This is a genomic window from Clostridium sp. chh4-2, assembly GCF_002899675.1.
In the GTDB taxonomy this organism is placed as follows: Bacteria; Bacillota; Clostridia; order Lachnospirales; family Lachnospiraceae; genus CHH4-2.
On record NZ_PKUU01000026.1, the window covers coordinates 50,095 to 68,054 of the forward strand.

At 47.8% G+C, this 17,960-nt stretch carries 13 protein-coding genes; 11 read left to right on the plus strand and 2 right to left on the minus strand.

Going from position 1 to position 17,960, the window contains the following annotated elements:
* Positions 1 to 13: 13 nt before the first annotated feature.
* Genes C0033_RS22140 through C0033_RS22160 form a run of 5 tightly spaced genes read left to right on the plus strand, consistent with a single transcriptional unit; the run spans position 14 to position 5,521 of the window.
* Positions 14 to 448, plus strand: a complete 435-nt coding sequence (locus tag C0033_RS22140) for a dUTP diphosphatase (protein ID WP_103230099.1) — start codon at positions 14 to 16, stop codon at positions 446 to 448.
* Positions 449 to 480: 32 nt separating this feature from the next.
* Positions 481 to 1,245, plus strand: a complete 765-nt coding sequence (locus C0033_RS22145; protein ID WP_103230100.1) for a tetratricopeptide repeat protein — start codon at positions 481 to 483, stop codon at positions 1,243 to 1,245.
* A 24-nt stretch (positions 1,246 to 1,269) separates the two neighbouring features.
* Positions 1,270 to 2,517, plus strand: coding sequence for a GTPase HflX (gene hflX, locus C0033_RS22150; RefSeq protein WP_103230101.1), 1,248 nt, complete (start codon positions 1,270 to 1,272; stop codon positions 2,515 to 2,517).
* Positions 2,518 to 2,550: 33 nt separating this feature from the next.
* Positions 2,551 to 4,917: a ribonucleoside triphosphate reductase gene (locus C0033_RS22155; RefSeq protein ID WP_103230102.1), complete on the plus strand. Its 2,367-nt coding sequence runs from the start codon at positions 2,551 to 2,553 to the stop codon at positions 4,915 to 4,917.
* Positions 4,918 to 4,951: 34 nt separating this feature from the next.
* Complete coding sequence (locus C0033_RS22160; RefSeq protein ID WP_103230103.1) at positions 4,952 to 5,521, plus strand: nitroreductase family protein; 570 nt, start codon at positions 4,952 to 4,954, stop codon at positions 5,519 to 5,521.
* A 911-nt stretch (positions 5,522 to 6,432) separates the two neighbouring features.
* Here C0033_RS22160 and C0033_RS22165 read toward each other — a convergent pair.
* Positions 6,433 to 8,436: a sensor histidine kinase gene (locus tag C0033_RS22165; protein ID WP_103230104.1), complete on the minus strand. Its 2,004-nt coding sequence runs from the start codon at positions 8,434 to 8,436 to the stop codon at positions 6,433 to 6,435.
* 31 nt (positions 8,437 to 8,467) lie between these two features.
* Here C0033_RS22165 and C0033_RS22170 point away from each other — a divergent pair, with 31 nt between their 5' ends.
* Positions 8,468 to 10,576: a hypothetical protein gene (locus tag C0033_RS22170; protein WP_103230105.1), complete on the plus strand. Its 2,109-nt coding sequence runs from the start codon at positions 8,468 to 8,470 to the stop codon at positions 10,574 to 10,576.
* Positions 10,577 to 10,699: 123 nt separating this feature from the next.
* Here C0033_RS22170 and C0033_RS22175 read toward each other — a convergent pair whose 3' ends face one another.
* Positions 10,700 to 11,374, minus strand: coding sequence for a response regulator transcription factor (locus C0033_RS22175; RefSeq protein WP_103230106.1), 675 nt, complete (start codon positions 11,372 to 11,374; stop codon positions 10,700 to 10,702).
* 337 nt (positions 11,375 to 11,711) lie between these two features.
* On the opposite strand from C0033_RS22175, the gene C0033_RS22180 reads away from it, so the two are divergent.
* The 5 genes from C0033_RS22180 to C0033_RS22200 all read left to right on the plus strand — a co-directional run bounded on the left by C0033_RS22180 (position 11,712) and on the right by C0033_RS22200 (position 17,738).
* Complete coding sequence (locus C0033_RS22180) at positions 11,712 to 13,418, plus strand: GGDEF domain-containing protein (protein ID WP_103230107.1); 1,707 nt, start codon at positions 11,712 to 11,714, stop codon at positions 13,416 to 13,418.
* A gap of 150 nt (positions 13,419 to 13,568) precedes the next feature.
* The gene (locus C0033_RS22185) at positions 13,569 to 14,420 is read left to right on the plus strand and encodes a histidinol-phosphatase HisJ family protein (RefSeq protein ID WP_103230108.1); all 852 of its coding nucleotides are present in this window, start codon (positions 13,569 to 13,571) and stop codon (positions 14,418 to 14,420) included.
* A gap of 103 nt (positions 14,421 to 14,523) precedes the next feature.
* A complete protein-coding gene (locus C0033_RS22190) occupies positions 14,524 to 14,865 on the plus strand; it encodes a PadR family transcriptional regulator (protein WP_103230109.1) in 342 nt (113 codons plus the stop codon).
* Positions 14,852 to 16,240, plus strand: a complete 1,389-nt coding sequence (locus C0033_RS22195) for an FtsW/RodA/SpoVE family cell cycle protein (protein ID WP_103230110.1) — start codon at positions 14,852 to 14,854, stop codon at positions 16,238 to 16,240. The genes C0033_RS22190 and C0033_RS22195 overlap by 14 nt, the downstream gene beginning before the upstream one ends.
* 124 nt (positions 16,241 to 16,364) lie before the next feature.
* A complete protein-coding gene (locus tag C0033_RS22200) occupies positions 16,365 to 17,738 on the plus strand; it encodes a sodium-dependent transporter (protein ID WP_103230111.1) in 1,374 nt (457 codons plus the stop codon).
* Positions 17,739 to 17,960: the final 222 nt, after the last annotated feature.

Here is a 17,960-nt window from a genome sequence, read left to right on the forward strand (position 1 = left end):
GGAAAACTGGTTTATGCCTGACATTAAGATTAAATATTTTACCGACAAGATTGAGAGACTCAGATACATCGACGGAAAATCCGACTGGATCGATTTAAGAGCTGCCGAAGAAATTGAGATGAAGGCAGGAGAATTTAAGCTGATTCCCCTTGGAGTGGCTATGGAGCTGCCGAAAGGCTATGAGGCACATATTGTGCCGAGAAGCAGCACATTTAAAAACTATGGGGTGATTCAGACCAACCACATGGGAGTTGTGGATGAATCCTACTGCGGCGACGGGGACCAGTGGTTTTTCCCGGCATATGCGCTGCGGGACACTGTGATCAGCGCCAATGACCGCATCTGCCAGTTCCGCATCATGGAACACCAGCCGGCGATTTCATTTATGGAGACCGACAAACTGGGACATGAGGACAGAGGCGGACACGGAAGTACCGGAAAAGAGTAGTCAGCTGCCCATGGCGGCGGAATTGAGGATATATGAGACGGGTTGTGATTTTGGCAGGGGCGGCATTAATAAGCATGTCGCTGATTACAGGGTGCCAGGGGAAAAGCAAAGAACGGTATACGCTCAGGGACACGGGGATTGAACAGCTGAATTCGGAAGATTATGAAGGCGCCATCGATTCCTTCGGCCAGGCTTTGGAACTTTCCAAGGGAATGGTGGATGATTTTGAACTGGATGTATTAAAATACAGGGCGGAGGCAGAATATAAGGCAGGAGATTATGAAGCGGCTGCCCACAGCTATGGGATTATGATACAGGTGGACGGCGAAAAGCCGGAATATCTGAATTACCGCTGTCTGAGCCTTATTTTGGCAGGCCAGACGGACCAGGCGTTAGAGGATTTTACCAAATCCTATGCCATGGATAAACAGGCTCCCGGTTCTGAAGAAGCGCTTCTGGCGCTGGGATCGGCATTAGAGGAGCAGGGCCGCCACGACGATGCCATCGCTTTATACAATTCGGCGGTTGCGGACGGGGCGAATAATTCGGAGCTTTATAACCGGATGGGCCTCTGTATGATTGACAATGAGGATTATGACCAGGCGATTTCTTATTTTGAGAAGGGAATCAGCGCAGGTGAAGGAGATGCCCTGGCGGAACTGTATTTTAACCAGGCCGTTGCCTATGAATACAAGGGTGAGTTTTCAAAGGCGTTGGAATTGTTTGAAAAATACAACAGTACATACGGTCCAAACGAACAGGCGGACCGGGAAATAGCATTTTTGAAAACACGATAATCAGACTGGTATTGAGAGGCGAAGATGGCGGAATTATACGATTTAAAAGAAGTGGAAGAGCGGGTGATCCTGATTGCGGCAAGCGTAAGCGATGAGGATGACACGGAAGCATCGGTGGAAGAGCTGGAAGAACTGGTGAAGACAGCCGGTGCCGTAACGGTTGACAAGATAATCCAGAAAAGGGAACGGGTGCACCCCGGAACCTATCTTGGAAAAGGTAAATTGGAAGAAGTGAGGGAGCGGATCTGGGAACTGAACGCCACCGGAGTGGTGTGTGATGATGAACTGTCACCGGCCCAGCTGCGCAACCTGGAAACGATACTGGATACAAAAGTGATGGACAGAACCATGGTGATCCTGGACATCTTTGCATCCAGAGCCACCACCAGCGAAGGCAAGATCCAGGTGGAGCTGGCACAGTTAAAATACCGTGCGGCCAGGCTGGTGGGACTCAGAAGCTCGCTTTCCCGTCTGGGAGGCGGAATCGGAACGAGAGGGCCCGGCGAGAAAAAGCTGGAGATGGACCGCCGTCTGATTCACGAGAGGATCAGCCAGTTAAAGGCGGAACTCAGGAATGTGGAGCGCCACCGGGAGGTGAACCGGCAGCAGAGAAGCAGAACCCACACTCCGGTAGCTGCCATTGTGGGATACACCAATGCGGGAAAATCAACGCTGTTAAACTATCTGACAGGAGCGGGCATTCTGGCGGAGGATAAATTATTCGCCACATTGGACCCCACCACCAGGAATTTAGAGCTGCCAAGCGGCCAGCAGATGCTGCTGACCGATACGGTAGGATTTATACGGAAGCTGCCTCATCATCTGATCGAGGCATTTAAAAGCACTCTGGAGGAGGCCAAATACAGCGATATCATACTGCATGTGGTGGACTGCTCCAATCCGCAGATGGACATACAGATGTATGTTGTCTACGACACATTGAAGGAATTGGGTATTCATGATAAGATAATGGTTACCGTCTTTAATAAGATTGATGAGGAACCGTTGGACATCATTTTAAGAGATATGAAAGCCGATTATCAGGTTAAGATATCGGCGAAAACAGGACAGGGAACGGATGGACTGTTAAAGGTTCTGGACGATATTTTAAGGAACCAGAAGGTGTATCTGGAAAAGGTTTATTCTTACCAGGATGCTGGTAAGATCCAGCTGATCAGAAAATACGGGCAGCTGCTTTCAGAAGAATACCGGGAGGACGGGATTGAAGTGAAAGCATATGTGCCTTCTGAACTGTTTGGGCAACTGATATAACAAGAAGCGGTAGGTAGGAAAGGAGCTAGTGTAATGATTAACGTAATAAAACGAGATGGGGAAAAAGCTGAGTTCAGCCTGGTGAAAATTACGGAGGCCATTAAAAAAGCGTTTAAGGCAACCGGAAAGGACTATAACAACGAGATTCTGGAATTGTTATCTTTGAGGGTAACGGCTGATTTTCAGGATAAGATGCATGACGGAACGGTTTCCGTAGAGCAGATTCAGGACAGCGTGGAACACGTTCTGGAGCAGACCGGATATACCGACGTGGCGAAAGCTTATATTTTATACAGAAAACAGCGTGAGAAAATCCGTAATATGAAAAATACCATTCTGGATTATAAAGACGTGGTGAACAGTTATGTAAAAGTGGAGGACTGGCGTGTAAAAGAGAACTCCACGGTTACTTATTCCGTAGGCGGACTGATTTTAAGCAACTCCGGAGCGGTAACGGCAAACTACTGGCTGTCTGAGATCTACGATCAGGAGATCGCGGAAGCCCACCGCAATGCGGACATCCACATTCACGATCTGTCCATGCTGACCGGTTACTGTGCCGGATGGTCTTTAAAACAGCTGCTGATGGAAGGCCTTGGCGGAATTACCGGAAAGATCACCTCATCTCCGGCAAAACACCTTTCCGTTCTCTGCAACCAGATGGTTAACTTTTTAGGCATCATGCAGAATGAATGGGCGGGCGCACAGGCATTTTCCTCCTTCGATACTTACCTGGCTCCTTTTGTTAAAGCAGATAACCTTTCCTACCCTGAAGTGAAAAAATGTATTGAAGCATTTATTTACGGCGTAAACACCCCGAGCCGCTGGGGAACACAGGCGCCGTTCTCCAACATTACGCTGGACTGGACCGTTCCCAATGATATGGCGGAGCTTCCTGCCATTATCGGCGGAAAGAACGCTGATTTTAAATACAAAGACTGCAAAAAAGAGATGGATATGATCAACCGCGCGTTCATTGAAACCATGATCGAAGGCGATGCCAACGGGCGTGGATTCCAGTATCCGATTCCTACATATTCCATAACCAGAGATTTTGACTGGTCTGATACTGAGAACAACCGTCTCTTATTTGAGATGACTTCCAAATACGGAACGCCTTATTTCTCAAACTATATCAACAGCGATATGGAACCAAGCGATGTGAGAAGCATGTGCTGCAGACTTCGTCTGGACCTTCGCGAACTGCGCAAGAAAACAGGCGGCTTCTTCGGTTCCGGAGAGAGCACCGGTTCAGTAGGCGTTGTTACCATCAACATGCCGAGAATCGCATTTGTGGCAAAGGATGAAAGAGATTTTTATACAAGGCTGGACCGCATGATGGATATCTCCGCCCGTTCCTTAAAGGCAAAACGTGAGGTAATCACAAAACTGCTGAACAGCGGACTGTATCCATATACAAAGCGTTATTTAGGAACATTTGAGAACCATTTCTCCACCATCGGACTGATCGGTATGAATGAAGTGGGACTGAATGCAAAATGGCTGGGAGGGGATTTAACCGATCCGAAAACACTGGCCTTTACAAAGGACGTATTAAACCACATGAGAGAACGTCTTGTGGTTTACCAGGAGGAATACGGCGATCTGTACAACTTGGAGGCAACTCCTGCCGAGTCCACCACCTACCGTCTGGCGAAACACGACAAAGCACGCTATCCCGGCATCAAGACAGCAGGACATGAAGGCGATACCCCTTATTATACCAACAGTTCCCATCTGCCGGTTGACTGTACGGCCGATGTATTCGAAGCTTTGGATGTTCAGGATGAACTTCAGACCCTGTACACATCCGGAACCGTTTTCCATGCGTTCCTGGGAGAAAAGCTTCCTGACTGGCAGGCGGCCGCAAAACTGGTTCATACCATTGCCGAGAATTATAAGCTGCCTTATTACACGCTGTCACCTACCTATTCCATCTGTAAAGACCATGGATATCTGTCGGGTGAACATTTCACCTGCCCGATCTGTGGAAAGGAATCGGAAGTTTACAGCAGAATTACCGGCTATTACCGCCCGGTTAAGAACTGGAACGAAGGAAAGACCCAGGAATACAAGAACCGTACCACTTATGACCTGTCTAATTCAGCGCTGAAAAAGGGAACGGAAGCTGCGACCAAGATCGTGGAAGCCGCGGCTAAGTCTGAAAAAGACATGCCGGTAGGAACCTTTTTATTTACTACGAAGACCTGCCCTAACTGCAAGATGGCTAAGGAATTCTTAAAGGATGTGGACTATCAGGTAGTGGATGCGGAGGAAAACCCGGATCTGACCGGAAAATTCGGCATCATGCAGGCTCCTACTCTGGTCGTGGTAAAAGACGGACAGATTAAAAAATATGTGAATGCCAGCAATATTAAGAAGTTTACAGAGACGAGATAAGCCATTGTAAACCGCACCGGCATAGGAGGAAATTATGTTATCTGATTTAGTAAAGCGCTGCCGTACATACCGCCGTTTCTATGAGGATGTGCGGATTAAGGATGAAGAATTGAAGGAACTTGTGGACTTGGCCCGCTTAACCGCTTCTACAGCCAATTCCCAGGCTTTGAAATTCAAGATAATCAACTCTCCAAAAGAGAATGAAAAAGTATTTGATACATTGGGATGGGCGGGCGCCCTCCCCGACTGGGACGGACCGGAACCGGGAGAACGCCCAAGCGCCTATATCCTGATATGCTGCGACCTGTCGTTAGCTCAGAATAAACCTATCGACGACGGCATTACCGCTCAGACCATTATGCTTGGAGCCGTGGAAAAGGGATACGGCGGCTGCATGTTAGCCAATGTACAGCGCAGCAATCTGGCAGAGGCCCTCGGCATCGACAGCAGCCGCTACAGCATCGATCTGGTGCTGGCCCTTGGAAAACCTAAGGAGGAAGTGGTGATTGTGCCGGTAGGGGAAGACGGAAGCATAAAATATTACCGGGACGAAAATCAGGTACACTACGTACCAAAACGCCCTTTAGAAGATATATTGCTGTAAATCTTTTTTAGTTAACTAAGGTACGCCGGAAAGAAGGGGACACCTGGGCGGGCGGCGGACATTGAGAAAGACAGGGGATTCGGGTTACGCCCCTAAGTGATACTAGGCCGCCAAGAGCGGAAAAAGGCAGCGCGACGCCATTCGCGATGAACTCTTTATGACTTCATCGCTCAAGGGCGCCTCAAATACTGATTCGGAATTCAGTATTTGTCTGCCTTTTTCCACTCTTGCCGGCCAAGTATCACTAAGGGGTTGCACACGATCCCCTGTCTTTCTCAATGTCCGCCGCCCGCCCAGGTTTCCCCTTCTTTCCGGCTGGTGCTTGGCTAGCTAAGGAAAAAAAGATTTGGTGGATGGGAAAGTAAATTTTTATATCAACCGTTAAGTCTTTTTCAGAAATGCCTTGACGTTTAAAGTAAAACCTGAAGGCATTTCTGAAAATCCCTCCATAATCTAGGTAAATTTGGCTTTATGTAAATACCGATACATAACATTGTTTTTAACTAGGCTAGCGAAAACCAGCACGGAATCGGGAGGCGGAGCCGAAAGACAAAGGTCGGAGGGGCTGTCCGGGCCGGGGAAGGAAGATGCAGCCAAATGGGATCGTATGGAACCCCTGTAGTGCTACTTAGGTCCGTAAGGACAGAACGAAGCAGGTAAAAACTGATTTCCGTCTCAGTTTTTAAAGCGCCGCTGAGCAGCGAAGTCATAAAGAGTTCACTGCGAATGGCGCTGGCCTGCCTCGTTCTGTCCTTATGGGCCTTAGTAGCTCTTAGGGGCGAATCCCGAATCCCATTTGGCTGCATCTTCCTTCCCCGGCCCGGACAGCCCCTCCGACCTTTGTCTTTCGGCTCCGCCTCCCGATTCCGTGCGTCCCCCCTTTCGCCAACTACGTTAAATAACAATTTTAGTTATTCGTAGATCAATGGCAGGCGGATGGTGAAGGTGGTTCCTTTGCCGGGTTTAGAGTGGACGGTGATGTCTCCGTTGTGTTCCGATATGATGGCGTGGGTGATGGCGAGCCCCAATCCCTGCCCGCCTTCGTCCGTTCGGGTAGTGTAAAAGCGGTGGAAAACGGAAGAGAGATCTTCTTCGCGGATTCCGCAGCCGGTATCTGAGACACGGATGACTGCAAATTCACCGCTGCGCTCCAGAGAAAGGGTGATGGTTCCTCCCGGCGGAGTGAATTCTGAAGCGTTAAATACGAGATTTTCCAGCGCTCTTGTCAATTTCTCCTGATCGGCCAGTATCCGGCAGGGAAGGGGAGTGAGGCTGCATAGGAAATCAGGGCCTGTCAATTCCACTACGGGCTGGTTGCTTCTGTGAAAACAGGCCAGAAACTGATTGAGTGATAAACGTTCCATATGTGTGGTTTTGGCTGTTTCCCCTGCTAACTCCTGAATCGAGTGAAGGCGTTTGGCCAAAATGCCGCATTTTTCTTCAATGCCCTGAAGCTTTTCCTTCATGTCTGCATCCAGAATGATATCGTTCATAAGGATAATCTGCGCCATGTTGGAAAGCGCTGTGAGAGGGGATTTCATGTCATGGCCCAGTTCTGACATGAGCTGGCCGCGTTCCGTGAGCAGCTGGCTCAAGTGTTTTGTCTTTTCCGCCACCTCTTCCTGAAGATGGCTGGTCAGGCGCAGATTTTCAGCGGACATTTCCCGGTTTCGGAGTACCATGAGTCCGGCGAAGGAGAGCACCATGCAAAAGGAGCCATATTCCTCCGGCCATCCGCCGATAACAGGTTCGAAAATGCCGATCGACAAAACACCATATAAGAGGCATATTCCATTTGCAGTAACCGCTGACAGAACCAGATGGGCATGAGGGCGTTTAGACAGACAGCCGCAGAGGGATGCACCGGCCAGAAATACAGCGCACAAAACTTTATACCAGGAAATGAACGGCCCATACCACAGTACAAAGCTTGGGAAGGAAGGCAGTATAAAGAGGGGGACCATCACGGTAACAATGCACATTCCCAAGGAAAATACGGCGGCCATGCTTCGAAGGCGCGGCCACTTGTCCGGTAAAAAGAGCAGAAAGACGATATTTACCGCACAGTAAAGTCCTGCCATGGCAGCCAAATCTTCCAGTGCGTAAAGGCTTCGCACGAGCGGTATCCCCCAAAGACGCAGGAAAGGATAGCACACCCGCAGGGCAAAGAACAGGCACAGAAGGCCGAAATAAAATGAGACGCCATCCCTCCGCTCCCGTTTGTCCAACCATAAAACCAGACAGAACAGAGCCAGTGACAATGAAGAAAAACAGAGCAGTCCATAGAAAATCATCCGGGAGGAAATCATCAGATTTATGCTGTCCGGGCTTCCAACTGCAGGAGGAAACCAAAGCCCTCCGTAATAATGGGAATAGTTGGCGGTCTGGATAATAATCTCTGTTTCGCCGTCAGCCTCAAAGGAATACACCGAATCACGGATGAGGGGACGGTATTTTTCCGGAAGAACCTCTCCGCTGCCGCCAAGATCCCGGCCGTCTATAAAGACGCGGGAAGCGCACAGCGGTTCCTGAAGATAAAGCGATACTTGGCCTTTTCCACGCAGAATCAGACGCCAGGTAGAGATACCATAGGCATTTCCGTCGTCGTGAAAGGATGCCAGGTTCGGGTACTGACCTGCCCAGACTTCATAGTGTGGGGGCAGGGAAGAGGGGCTGTCTGGTGTGAAATCGGCAGGACTTAGCAGAAGGTCGGGATACAGCTCGAATCCGTCTACGAGAAAACGCACTCCGCTTTTCGGAAGAATGACCGTCCCATCTTGCGAGGCGTCTGCTTTTCTTGTATACTTATTATCAAAGCGGTTGATTGCCTGTAGACCGAGAAGAGCCAGCAGGGTTGTAAGAAATATCAATACAGCCGGATATACCGCATTTTTTTGTGCTTTTATTGAGTTCATTACGTTACCTCATTGGAAAAGGAGAAGGTTTATGAGAAGATATTGGAAAGGATTTGCTGCTGCGCTGTCCGTTATGCTTCTGGTTTCATTATGCCTTACTCCTGTTGTTTTTGCAACTGAAACGACGGTTTTACCATCTCAGGCCGGAGATTTCCAACCGGCGTCATCATCTGACGGAGAAATGGAGGAAATGTCCGATTGTGAAGTAGAGGAACCGTCTGACGGCTCCATGGAAGATTTGGATATAGGAACTGCCACTGCCAGCAATGCACTAAATATCAATGCCGTTCAGACTGATATCGACGGAGTTGAATTGCTTGACGACAGAATTTTGCCGGATACGGCTTTTGACGAAACAGGACTGTTGGCATGGCTGGAGGAACACGGCAGCCTTGGCGGAACGCTGCTTCTGTCCTCAGACGTAACGCTTAGCGGGGATTTGAATCTGGAACGTTTTTTTTGCCCTTCTATCGTTATCGATACCCGGGAATATACAATTACTGTGGCTGGAAATGCGGTCATTCTCGATAATAACCTTACAATTACCGGGCAGGGCGGCGACAGCGGCGTTATACGGGTGGCGGAAGGCGCTTCCCTGTGTCTCGATTACATGATTGTGGAGGCGTCTGACGGCTTTGCCGTTTGGCAGGAGGAAGGTTCCGGATTTTTGAAGGGAGATTCCGTTATCAGAGGCAGCATGCACTGTGCTGAGACGGCTTTTATATGGAACTGGGATCGGATCACTGCAATTGTAGAGCCTGGACAGGCGGCGGCAGATGCCATGCCGGCTGCCGTCACGGCCGAAGTCAATGAAAATGGCGGACGTATGCAGCGGATGGAAGTACCAATAGCTGCATGGGATCTCACCGGACACGAAGAGGCTGAGGAGAGACGGCTTCGTTTTACCGCACAAGGAGAATGGGCGGATGGATATACTGTGTTCAGCCAGCCAGTCTGTACCGTGGTGTACAATGATCATCCTTTGACATTTACAGAAGTAGAAACCGGGCAGAACAGCAAAGGATATGAAGTCAAAGGTAATTTTACTAAGCCGGAAATACTGCCGGTTACGATTATGGCGCAGTATTCTTTTGACGGGGAGGACTGGCAGGACTATACACAAATCAATGTTCAAAGCTATACCGGCTTTTTTATCTGGGTCGGACGGGGAGAATGCAGTTCGGATTATCTCTATATCCGCCTCTATTGGAAAGACGGAGAGGCAGACCGGTACTCCAATATTCTGCGTTTCTCATTGGAAGACTTTGATTCGGCCGAAGATATCGGCGGAAACAGGGGCGGAGGAACCAGCATTACACCTCCAACTGATAAGCCGGAGCCCTCACCAGAGCCTGAACTGCCCGGTGGGGCGGAGACTTCACCAGAGCCTGAATTGCCCGGTGAGCCGGAGCCCTCACCAGATCCTGAACTGCCCGGTGAGCCGGAAACTTTGCCTGGTTCAGATATGCCAGGCGGGCCAGAAATTTCACCTGGCCCTGAACTGCCCGGTGGGGCGGAAGGGTCACCAGGTTTGGATCTGTCTGGCGGGGAGGAAGATTCGTCCTCACAGGATCATGTGAACAGCGGCGGAACCAAAAAACCGGGCTATATATCGGATGGGAATTTAATTCCGTCTCAGGAAACAACGATTTCTGAAGATATAAATATGGAAGTGCCTTTTAAACGAGCGGAAGAAGATTTATCCATCAGTCAGTCCAATACATCCCGTCCTTCGGAATCTGTTCCAGGGAATGTGGGTAAAAATCCAACGGATGAAAATAAGCGGTACAGGGCCGGCGGTAAAGAATCCGGATCTGAGGCAGGCAGTGAAATTTCAGACAGGCCGGTTTTCATGTCAGATAATTCTGGTGAAATATCGTCATCTGCATTGCCGAACCTTCCTGGTGAACCATCATTGTCCACAGCGTCAGGCAGTCTCAATGAAACTTCGTCAAAGGCGGTATCAAAGCCGGTATCAAAGCCAGTATCAAAGGCGGCTTCGAAAGGGCCGGATGCATTGGCCGCCGCCGCAGGCTGTTTGGCGGTGGTGATTTCTTTCGGCGTTGCCGGTATCTGTCTGCATCCAAAACTGCTGAAAAATATGGTAAATATGTTAAAGAGGTTTATGGGCAGAAGATAAAAGAAATCCGCTGACAAATCTGGTTATGCTGCTTTCGTATCTGACACGTTGACAATAATTCTGTTTTATCAGGTAGAGATAAAACGGAAAGAAGAAAAGTCATGGCAGCGCAGTTTATCAACCTTACGGCACGAATAAATACCCTTTCCGGCGTATGGTCTGTATATAATCATGGTCCGGGCAGAGTGTTATCAGTTTCTGGCGGATGCGGACGATCATCATCTGCAGGGATTTCAGTCCCTTATTTACCGGAGATTTCCAAACCTGATCGAAAATCTGATCATAGCTGAACACTTCCCCCGGATGGCGGGCGAGAAAATAGAGCACGTCGAATTCAAAAGTGGAAAGATCGGCGGACCGTTCTCCATAGCTGACACTGCGGTTGCCGGGATTGATCACTAAGAGGCCGTATTGAAGGGGCTGGGGCGGCTGAATTGCCCTGCCCGCCCGGATTCTGGCCCGTACGCGCAGTTCCAGTTCGGCAAGACTGTACGGTTTGCAGACATAGTCGTCTCCTCCGATGGAAAGTCCCTTGATGCGGCTCTGTTCCTCCGTATAACCGGACAGAAATACGATGGGAAGACCAGTTTTTTCCCTTACGCGGGCGCAGAGATCAAAGCCGCTTTCGTCCGGCAGGTCGACGTCCAAAATCACGCAGTCCAATGCGGCTGAGCAGATGATTTCTTCCGCACGCGCGGCAGTATCGGCGCAGATCACTTCATATCCCAGTTTTTCAAAATATTGTCGGTTGTCATTCAGAACCATTCTGTCATCATCCACCACCAAAATTTTATTCATATCGGCACATCTCCCGTTTTTAATATCATAAAGATTGTTCAATTGGTATCCGGATGCATTTCCACCGGATCTATTTAAAGCTGAGCTTCTAATCTTTTATCATGTGTTCCCAGTATATCACAAATATTGTTTTTCTTTACGCTTGGAAAGTAAATGGATGGTAACAATTTAACAGAAATCCCATTTTTGGACAGGCATCGATTATAATATAAAAAAATACTTCTGCCTGTTGGGCTATATAAGGCAGAAATTATTTCTGAAAGATACATGCCGGGTCAAATACAGGCGGCTTTTTCTTCATGCCGCACCGCATATCGGATAAAAGGGAGGAAATATCATGGGAAAAACGACAAAGGCGATACAGCGGATGTTCCTTTTTTTCGGTGCGTCAGCTGTGGCGGTTCTGTTCGCAGTATGGTTTGCCATGGTGTCAGGAAGAGAATGCGGGGATGCGGTTCTGGCGAATACGGAAATTACTGTGCTGGATGGAGGCTGGCAGGATGAAGAGGGAAACAGCGTCAGCCTGCCAATAAAACTGCCTTACCGGCCGGAGGGATTCTGTTTACAGACCGTGTTGAGGCCGGAAGATGGGGGCAGGCCATTCCTGATGGTATCCGCTAAATATTTAAATATTCATTTGTTTCTGGACGGGCGTGAGATCGGCAGCTGCCTCTGCCGCCCAGAGGGACAGACGAAAACAGTGGGTAAGATATTCAAAATCCTGCCGCTGCCGGATGCTTTAGAAGGATCTGAACTTCGTATAGTGGCCAAACCTCTGCTGGGCGGCGATACGGATTATGAAATTACAGCTCCGCGCATGGGGACGGAAGGCGCCATCATCTATAATGTAATTTTAGAAGAACTGCCCCTCATGGGACTTATCGCTGCAATTTTCTGCTTCGGGGTATTTTTGATGATCTGCGGCGTTCAGACCATGTTGGCGACGGCGTCTATTGAAGAGATTCAGACTTATCAGTCAAGTTTCCTGCATATCGGTGTGTTTGCAGTGCTGTTTGCCTTTTATTCACTGTCAATTACAGATTCGGTCCACCTCTTTGAAACGAATTCCCATCTGATCTATCTGATGGAATTTCTGCTGCTGGCGCTGCTTCCCCTGCCGCTTTTGATGCTGGCGGCCGGCGTTTGTGCACCGCGTTTCTTCAAGATACTGACGGCAGCCGGCTGCGCTGTACTTATAAATTTTGGGGCCCAGGTGTTTTTGTATTATTTCACCGGTCTGGAATTGAGGGATACGGTGCTGATTACTCATCTGCTGATCTTGTTGTCCATGGTCCTATTAACTCCCGCATTGCTTATTTCTGATCGCAAGAGGAATGGGTGGTGGTGGCTGACGCTGTCATTTCTGCCGGTTCTTTTAGGCGCGTTTTTAGATCTTTTTCGCTATTATCTGCCGGGCGCCGGGCAAAAAGCGGCCGGATTCCAGCTGGGAGTTTTGATATTTCTGCTGATCCAGATGGTCTATCTCATCCGTCAGAATCTACTGCATTACGAGAGCTATCTAAAATTCAATGTTTACAAAACAATGGCATACACAGACGTTTTAACAGGGATTGCAAACCGGGCGGCTTGTGAGGAGAAGATCATGGAAGTGGGGAAAAAACTGGAGAGTTATTCATCCATCTGGTGTATCTGCGCTGATATCAACAACTTAAAGCATACCAACGATACTTTGGGACACGCCGCAGGCGACCAGCTTATAAAAGGAGCGGCTGAAATCCTTAAAACAGCGGGATTTGAAGACTCAGCTCTTTACAGAACCGGAGGAGATGAATTTGTGATGCTGGTTTTTAATCAGTCTGAAAAAGATATCCGGGAAGGAAAGATGAGGTTTGATCAGGCGCTTACCCGGTATAACAGCCTGCACCGGACCAAACTAAGCATCGCCTGGGGATGCGACCGCTTTCGGTTCGAGAGCGGGGATTCGATTTCGAAACTTTTATCCAGGGCGGATGCGCTGATGTATGAAGATAAGCGGAGAGAGAAGGAAGCAGGGGTAAAAAAACAGCAGAATGACACAGTTTAGAACTGGACGAACGGGTATTATGTTTCTTGGCGGTTATGTACTATAAAAATGAGGATTTTTTGCTATTTCTTTTCTGCACATGGCGATATAATCATAATACAAATGGAAGCATTACGTTAGTATGTATTTAAACGGATGGAGGATTACGAGATGTTTATTGATTATCATGTTCACAGTTCATATAGCGATGATTCCGAGTACCCCATGGAACAGATTATCGAAGATGCAGTGGAGGCAGGGATAGAGGAACTGTGTTTTACCGACCATGTGGATTATGGGATAAAAAGAGACTGGGACGATCCGCTTGGAATCGAGCACTGCGCCGGAGGGGAGGGCGAACCGGAAACGATAGCCCTTGCCAATGTGGATTATCCGCGGTATGTTCAGGAAATTGCTTCTTTACAAAGCAAATACGAAGGCAGAATCATCATCAGGATGGGTATGGAATTCGGTATGCAGCAGCATACAATTCAGAAGTATGAACAGCTTTTTGCAAAATATCCGTTTGATTTTATCCTATTGTCCGTTCACCAGGTTGGGGATAAAGAGTTTTGGACGCAGGAATTTCAGGAAGGCCGCACGCAAAAAGAATACAATGAACGGTATTATGAAGAACTTTTGTATCTTGTCCGTCATTATCAAAACTATAGTGTGCTGGGGCATTTGGATTTAATTGCGCGTTATGATAAGGCAGGAGTTTATCCCTTTGAAAAATTCCGTCCCATTTTGACGGAAATTTTAAAAACCGTGATACAAAATGGAAAGGGAATCGAGGTAAATACCTCCTGTTACCGATATGGTTTACATGATTTAACGCCCTCCCGTAACATTCTCAGACTTTACAGGGAGTTGGGCGGCAAGATCCTTACGGTGGGCAGCGACAGTCACAAAAAGGAACATCTGGGCATGTATATTCCTGAAACGTTAGCAGAGCTGAAAGAGATGGGGTTCGAAACCATATGTACCTATCATCAAATGAACCCGCAGTTTCATAAATTATAATTACCATAATTGTTCCGTATGCGATTACTGCATACGGACTTTTCTTGACATATATAGATTATCGATATATACTATATAGATAATCTATATATGGAGGTGGCCTATGGCTTCAGAGAAAAATTCAGCGGCCGGCAACACATCGATGCTGCTTTTACAGCTTTTGTCAGAACGGGATATGTACGGTTATGAGATGATAGAAACCTTGGGAAAGCGTTCGGAGAATCTGTTTGAGCTCAAGGCAGGCACTTTATACCCCCTTCTTCATACCCTGGAATCCCAGAATTTTCTTGTTTCTTATGAAGCGGAAGTGATGGGAAAGATGCGCAAATACTATGGAATCACTAAGGAAGGCAGAAAAGCGCTGGAGAAGAAAAAGAAGGAATGGCAGTCCTATACCAAAGCCATAACCCAGGTATTAGGAGGTGAGCTGTGTGGAGCTGAATAGATATTTAGAAGAACTGGAACAGCAGATCCGGAATAAAAAAGCCAAGGCGGCAGTGGCGGAAGAGATTAAAAACCACATAGAAGACCAGGCCCGGTTCTATGAAAGTGATGGAATGACTGCCGACGATGCCATGGAAGAGGCGGTCAGACAGATGGGAGACCCGGTGGAGGTGGGGATCGAGATGGACCGCATTCACAGGCCAAAGCCCTGCGGGCGTTTGATTCTCATGGCTGTGATAATGAGTGCGGCAGGTCTTTTAACCCAGTATCTCAGCTTCTACCGGTTTGGAGACGAGCTGATGCAGTATCAGATTGTGATTGACTATGCATTTGAACGCCAGTGCATCTATGTATTAATGGGAACTGTAATCATGCTGGCCGTGTTCTATCTGGATTACAGCATGATTGGGAAATACGGCAAACGGCTGGGCTTTTTGCTGCTGGCGGCTTTGACGGTCATTTGTTTTTATGCGCCTTACTATAACGGAGGCCATTCTTATATGAAGAGTCTGATTTACCTGTTTATCCCCATTTATGCGGGAATTCTTTATCAGAACCGGAAACGCGGATATTATGGAATCGCATCCAGCCTTTTGTGGCTGGCGGCGGCATACTGGGTGGGGATTACCCGGATTGGCGGAGGAATGGGAATTACGGTTGATATGGTCTGCATCTGTTATCTGATGCTGCTGGCAGCTTCCTGGAATGAATGGTTTCAGGTGAACAGAAAGACCAGTATGATCATTTTAGCCGGAATTCTTCCTGCCACTGCGGCTTTAGGCTTTTTTGCGCGGATAAATCCTTACCAGCTGGCCCGCCTCCGGGTTATGCTGCATCCGGAACAATATGCCCAGGAAGCGGGATATCAGGCGGCAAATGCTCGTGAAGCGGTGAGAAATCTCACGCTGTTCGGAGCAGGCACAGAAAAATTAGACCGGCTTCCCAGCCACACCCTTCCTCATGTTCAATATGATTTTATCATGCTCCAGACAGCTTCCATATATGGAATTCTGATAGCAGTACTGCTCATCGGCCTGCTGGCATTATTCCTCTTTTATCTGTTCCTCATGATCCATAAACAGAAAAACCAGCTGGGCAAAATGGCCGGATATGGCTGCACCATGGTTCTGACTGTCGAGATGATAAGAAGTCTGCTGAACAATTTCGGATTCTTTACAATTTCGACTGGCGGTCTTCCATTTTTCTCTTACGGAAGAAGCCATACCATCACCATCTATGCCCTGCTGGGCGTCATATTCAGCATCTACCGCTACCAAAATTTAACATGGGAACAAAAAATGACCTCTAAAAAGCAGGAAAAAGGGGTCCTGGCTCAGTTGGGAAAATACCGAATACGGATTGAGCGGTGCCGGTAACTGATAGATTTTGTTTTTAATTTAGAAGCTGCCGGTTTGCAGTCTTTTCGAAAAAATAGGCTTTTCCTTTTGGACATTCTGTTGTAGAATAGAGAACAGTATGTACAGGAGGGAAAGCTTTAATATGAAGAGAGAAAAGTTTTCGTCAAGACTGGGATTTATCCTGATCTCGGCGGGCTGTGCCATTGGCTTGGGAAATGTATGGCGTTTTCCGTATATTGTGGGGCAATATGGCGGCGCAGCGTTTGTGTTGATTTATTTACTGTTTTTATTGATTCTGGGTCTGCCGATTGTGGTTATGGAGTTTTCCGTTGGAAGGGCCAGCCAAAAGAGCGTCGCTTTGTCCTTTGATGTTCTGGAACCAAAGGGAAGTAAGTGGCATTACGTCAAATACCTCGGTATGGCGGGCAATTACATCCTGATGATGTTTTATACCACGGTTGCAGGATGGATGATCCTTTATTTCTTTAAGATGCTGACCGGGGATTTCGTAGGGCTTTCACCGGATCAGGTTGCAGGAGAATTCAGCGGCGTTTTGGCAAATGCTCCGTTAATGATGGGAATGATGATCCTTTCCGTAGTCGTTGGCTTTGGCGTCTGCGCCATGGGTCTTCAAAACGGAGTGGAGAAGATCACCAAGATCATGATGGTCTGCCTGCTGGTTCTGATGGTGGTGCTGGCTATTAATTCGATTATTATGCCGGGAAGCGGCGTAGGTCTTACCTTTTATCTGAAACCTGATTTTGGCAATATGCTGGAAACCGGTTTAGGCGAGGCGGTATTTGCAGCCATGGGACAAGCATTTTTTACCCTTAGTATCGGTATTGGCGCTTTGGCAATTTTTGGAAGCTATATCGGCAAAGAGAGAAGCTTGACCGGCGAAGCCATAAGCGTTACTCTTTTAGATACACTCGTAGCTTTTATGGCGGGACTTATCATTTTCCCGGCATGCTTTGCGTATAACATTGAACCGAATGCCGGTCCGCCTCTGATTTTTATCACCCTTCCAAATGTATTTAACCACATGGCGGGGGGAAGATTCTGGGGTACTCTGTTCTTTTTGTTCATGTCATTTGCAGCTATTTCGACTGTAATTGCAGTGTTCCAGAATATCGTATCATTTGCAACGGATCTGACAGGCTGCAGCGTTAAGAAGGCAGTTGTATGCAATATTGTGGCGGTGATTATACTTTCGACTCCGTGTGTGCTGGGATTCAATCTCTGGAGCGGATTTATGCCGTTTGGCGAGGGTTCAGGCGTGCTGGATCTGGAAGACTTTATTGTGAGCAACAACCTGCTTCCGATCGGAAGTTTACTCTATCTGGTATTCTGTACCTGCCGCTATGGCTGGGGATTTGAAAACTTTTTAAAGGAGACTAACACTGGGGTAGGAATCAAGTTTCCGCGATGGGCCAGATTTTATGTGACCTATTTGCTGCCGATTATTGTGCTGGCTATTTTTATCCAGGGGTACTGGTCGAAGTTTTTTGCTTCATAACATTTCTTTTTTAACATAAAGGGTGAAGGCATTTTCAGAAATGCCTTCACCCTTTATGTTAAAATGAGAAACGTTTTCAAAAAAAGTTCTTGCATTTTTGGTTAGCATGTGCTAATCTATATTTAGTTAGCAAACACTAACTAACGTGTGAATATTCTATACATTTTAAACCTTAAACAGGTTTCCTCTATCTGACCCGTAGAGGTTCGTGACTCCTACGAA

Bases quoted from the DNA above. Each gene is read 5' to 3' on its own strand.
- C0033_RS22140 (WP_103230099.1), top strand. From the start codon at position 14: ATGCCTGACATTAAGATTAAATATTTTACCGACAAGATTGAGAGACTC.
- C0033_RS22175 (WP_103230106.1), bottom strand. From the start codon at position 11,374: ATGAATAAAATTTTGGTGGTGGATGATGACAGAATGGTTCTGAATGAC.
- C0033_RS22190 (WP_103230109.1), top strand. From the start codon at position 14,524: ATGGCTTCAGAGAAAAATTCAGCGGCCGGCAACACATCGATGCTGCTT.
- C0033_RS22170 (WP_103230105.1), top strand. From the start codon at position 8,468: ATGAGAAGATATTGGAAAGGATTTGCTGCTGCGCTGTCCGTTATGCTT.
- C0033_RS22165 (WP_103230104.1), bottom strand. From the start codon at position 8,436: ATGAACTCAATAAAAGCACAAAAAAATGCGGTATATCCGGCTGTATTG.
- C0033_RS22160 (WP_103230103.1), top strand. From the start codon at position 4,952: ATGTTATCTGATTTAGTAAAGCGCTGCCGTACATACCGCCGTTTCTAT.
- C0033_RS22185 (WP_103230108.1), top strand. From the start codon at position 13,569: ATGTTTATTGATTATCATGTTCACAGTTCATATAGCGATGATTCCGAG.
- C0033_RS22145 (WP_103230100.1), top strand. From the start codon at position 481: ATGAGACGGGTTGTGATTTTGGCAGGGGCGGCATTAATAAGCATGTCG.
- hflX (WP_103230101.1), top strand. From the start codon at position 1,270: ATGGCGGAATTATACGATTTAAAAGAAGTGGAAGAGCGGGTGATCCTG.
- C0033_RS22200 (WP_103230111.1), top strand. From the start codon at position 16,365: ATGAAGAGAGAAAAGTTTTCGTCAAGACTGGGATTTATCCTGATCTCG.
- C0033_RS22180 (WP_103230107.1), top strand. From the start codon at position 11,712: ATGGGAAAAACGACAAAGGCGATACAGCGGATGTTCCTTTTTTTCGGT.
- C0033_RS22155 (WP_103230102.1), top strand. From the start codon at position 2,551: ATGATTAACGTAATAAAACGAGATGGGGAAAAAGCTGAGTTCAGCCTG.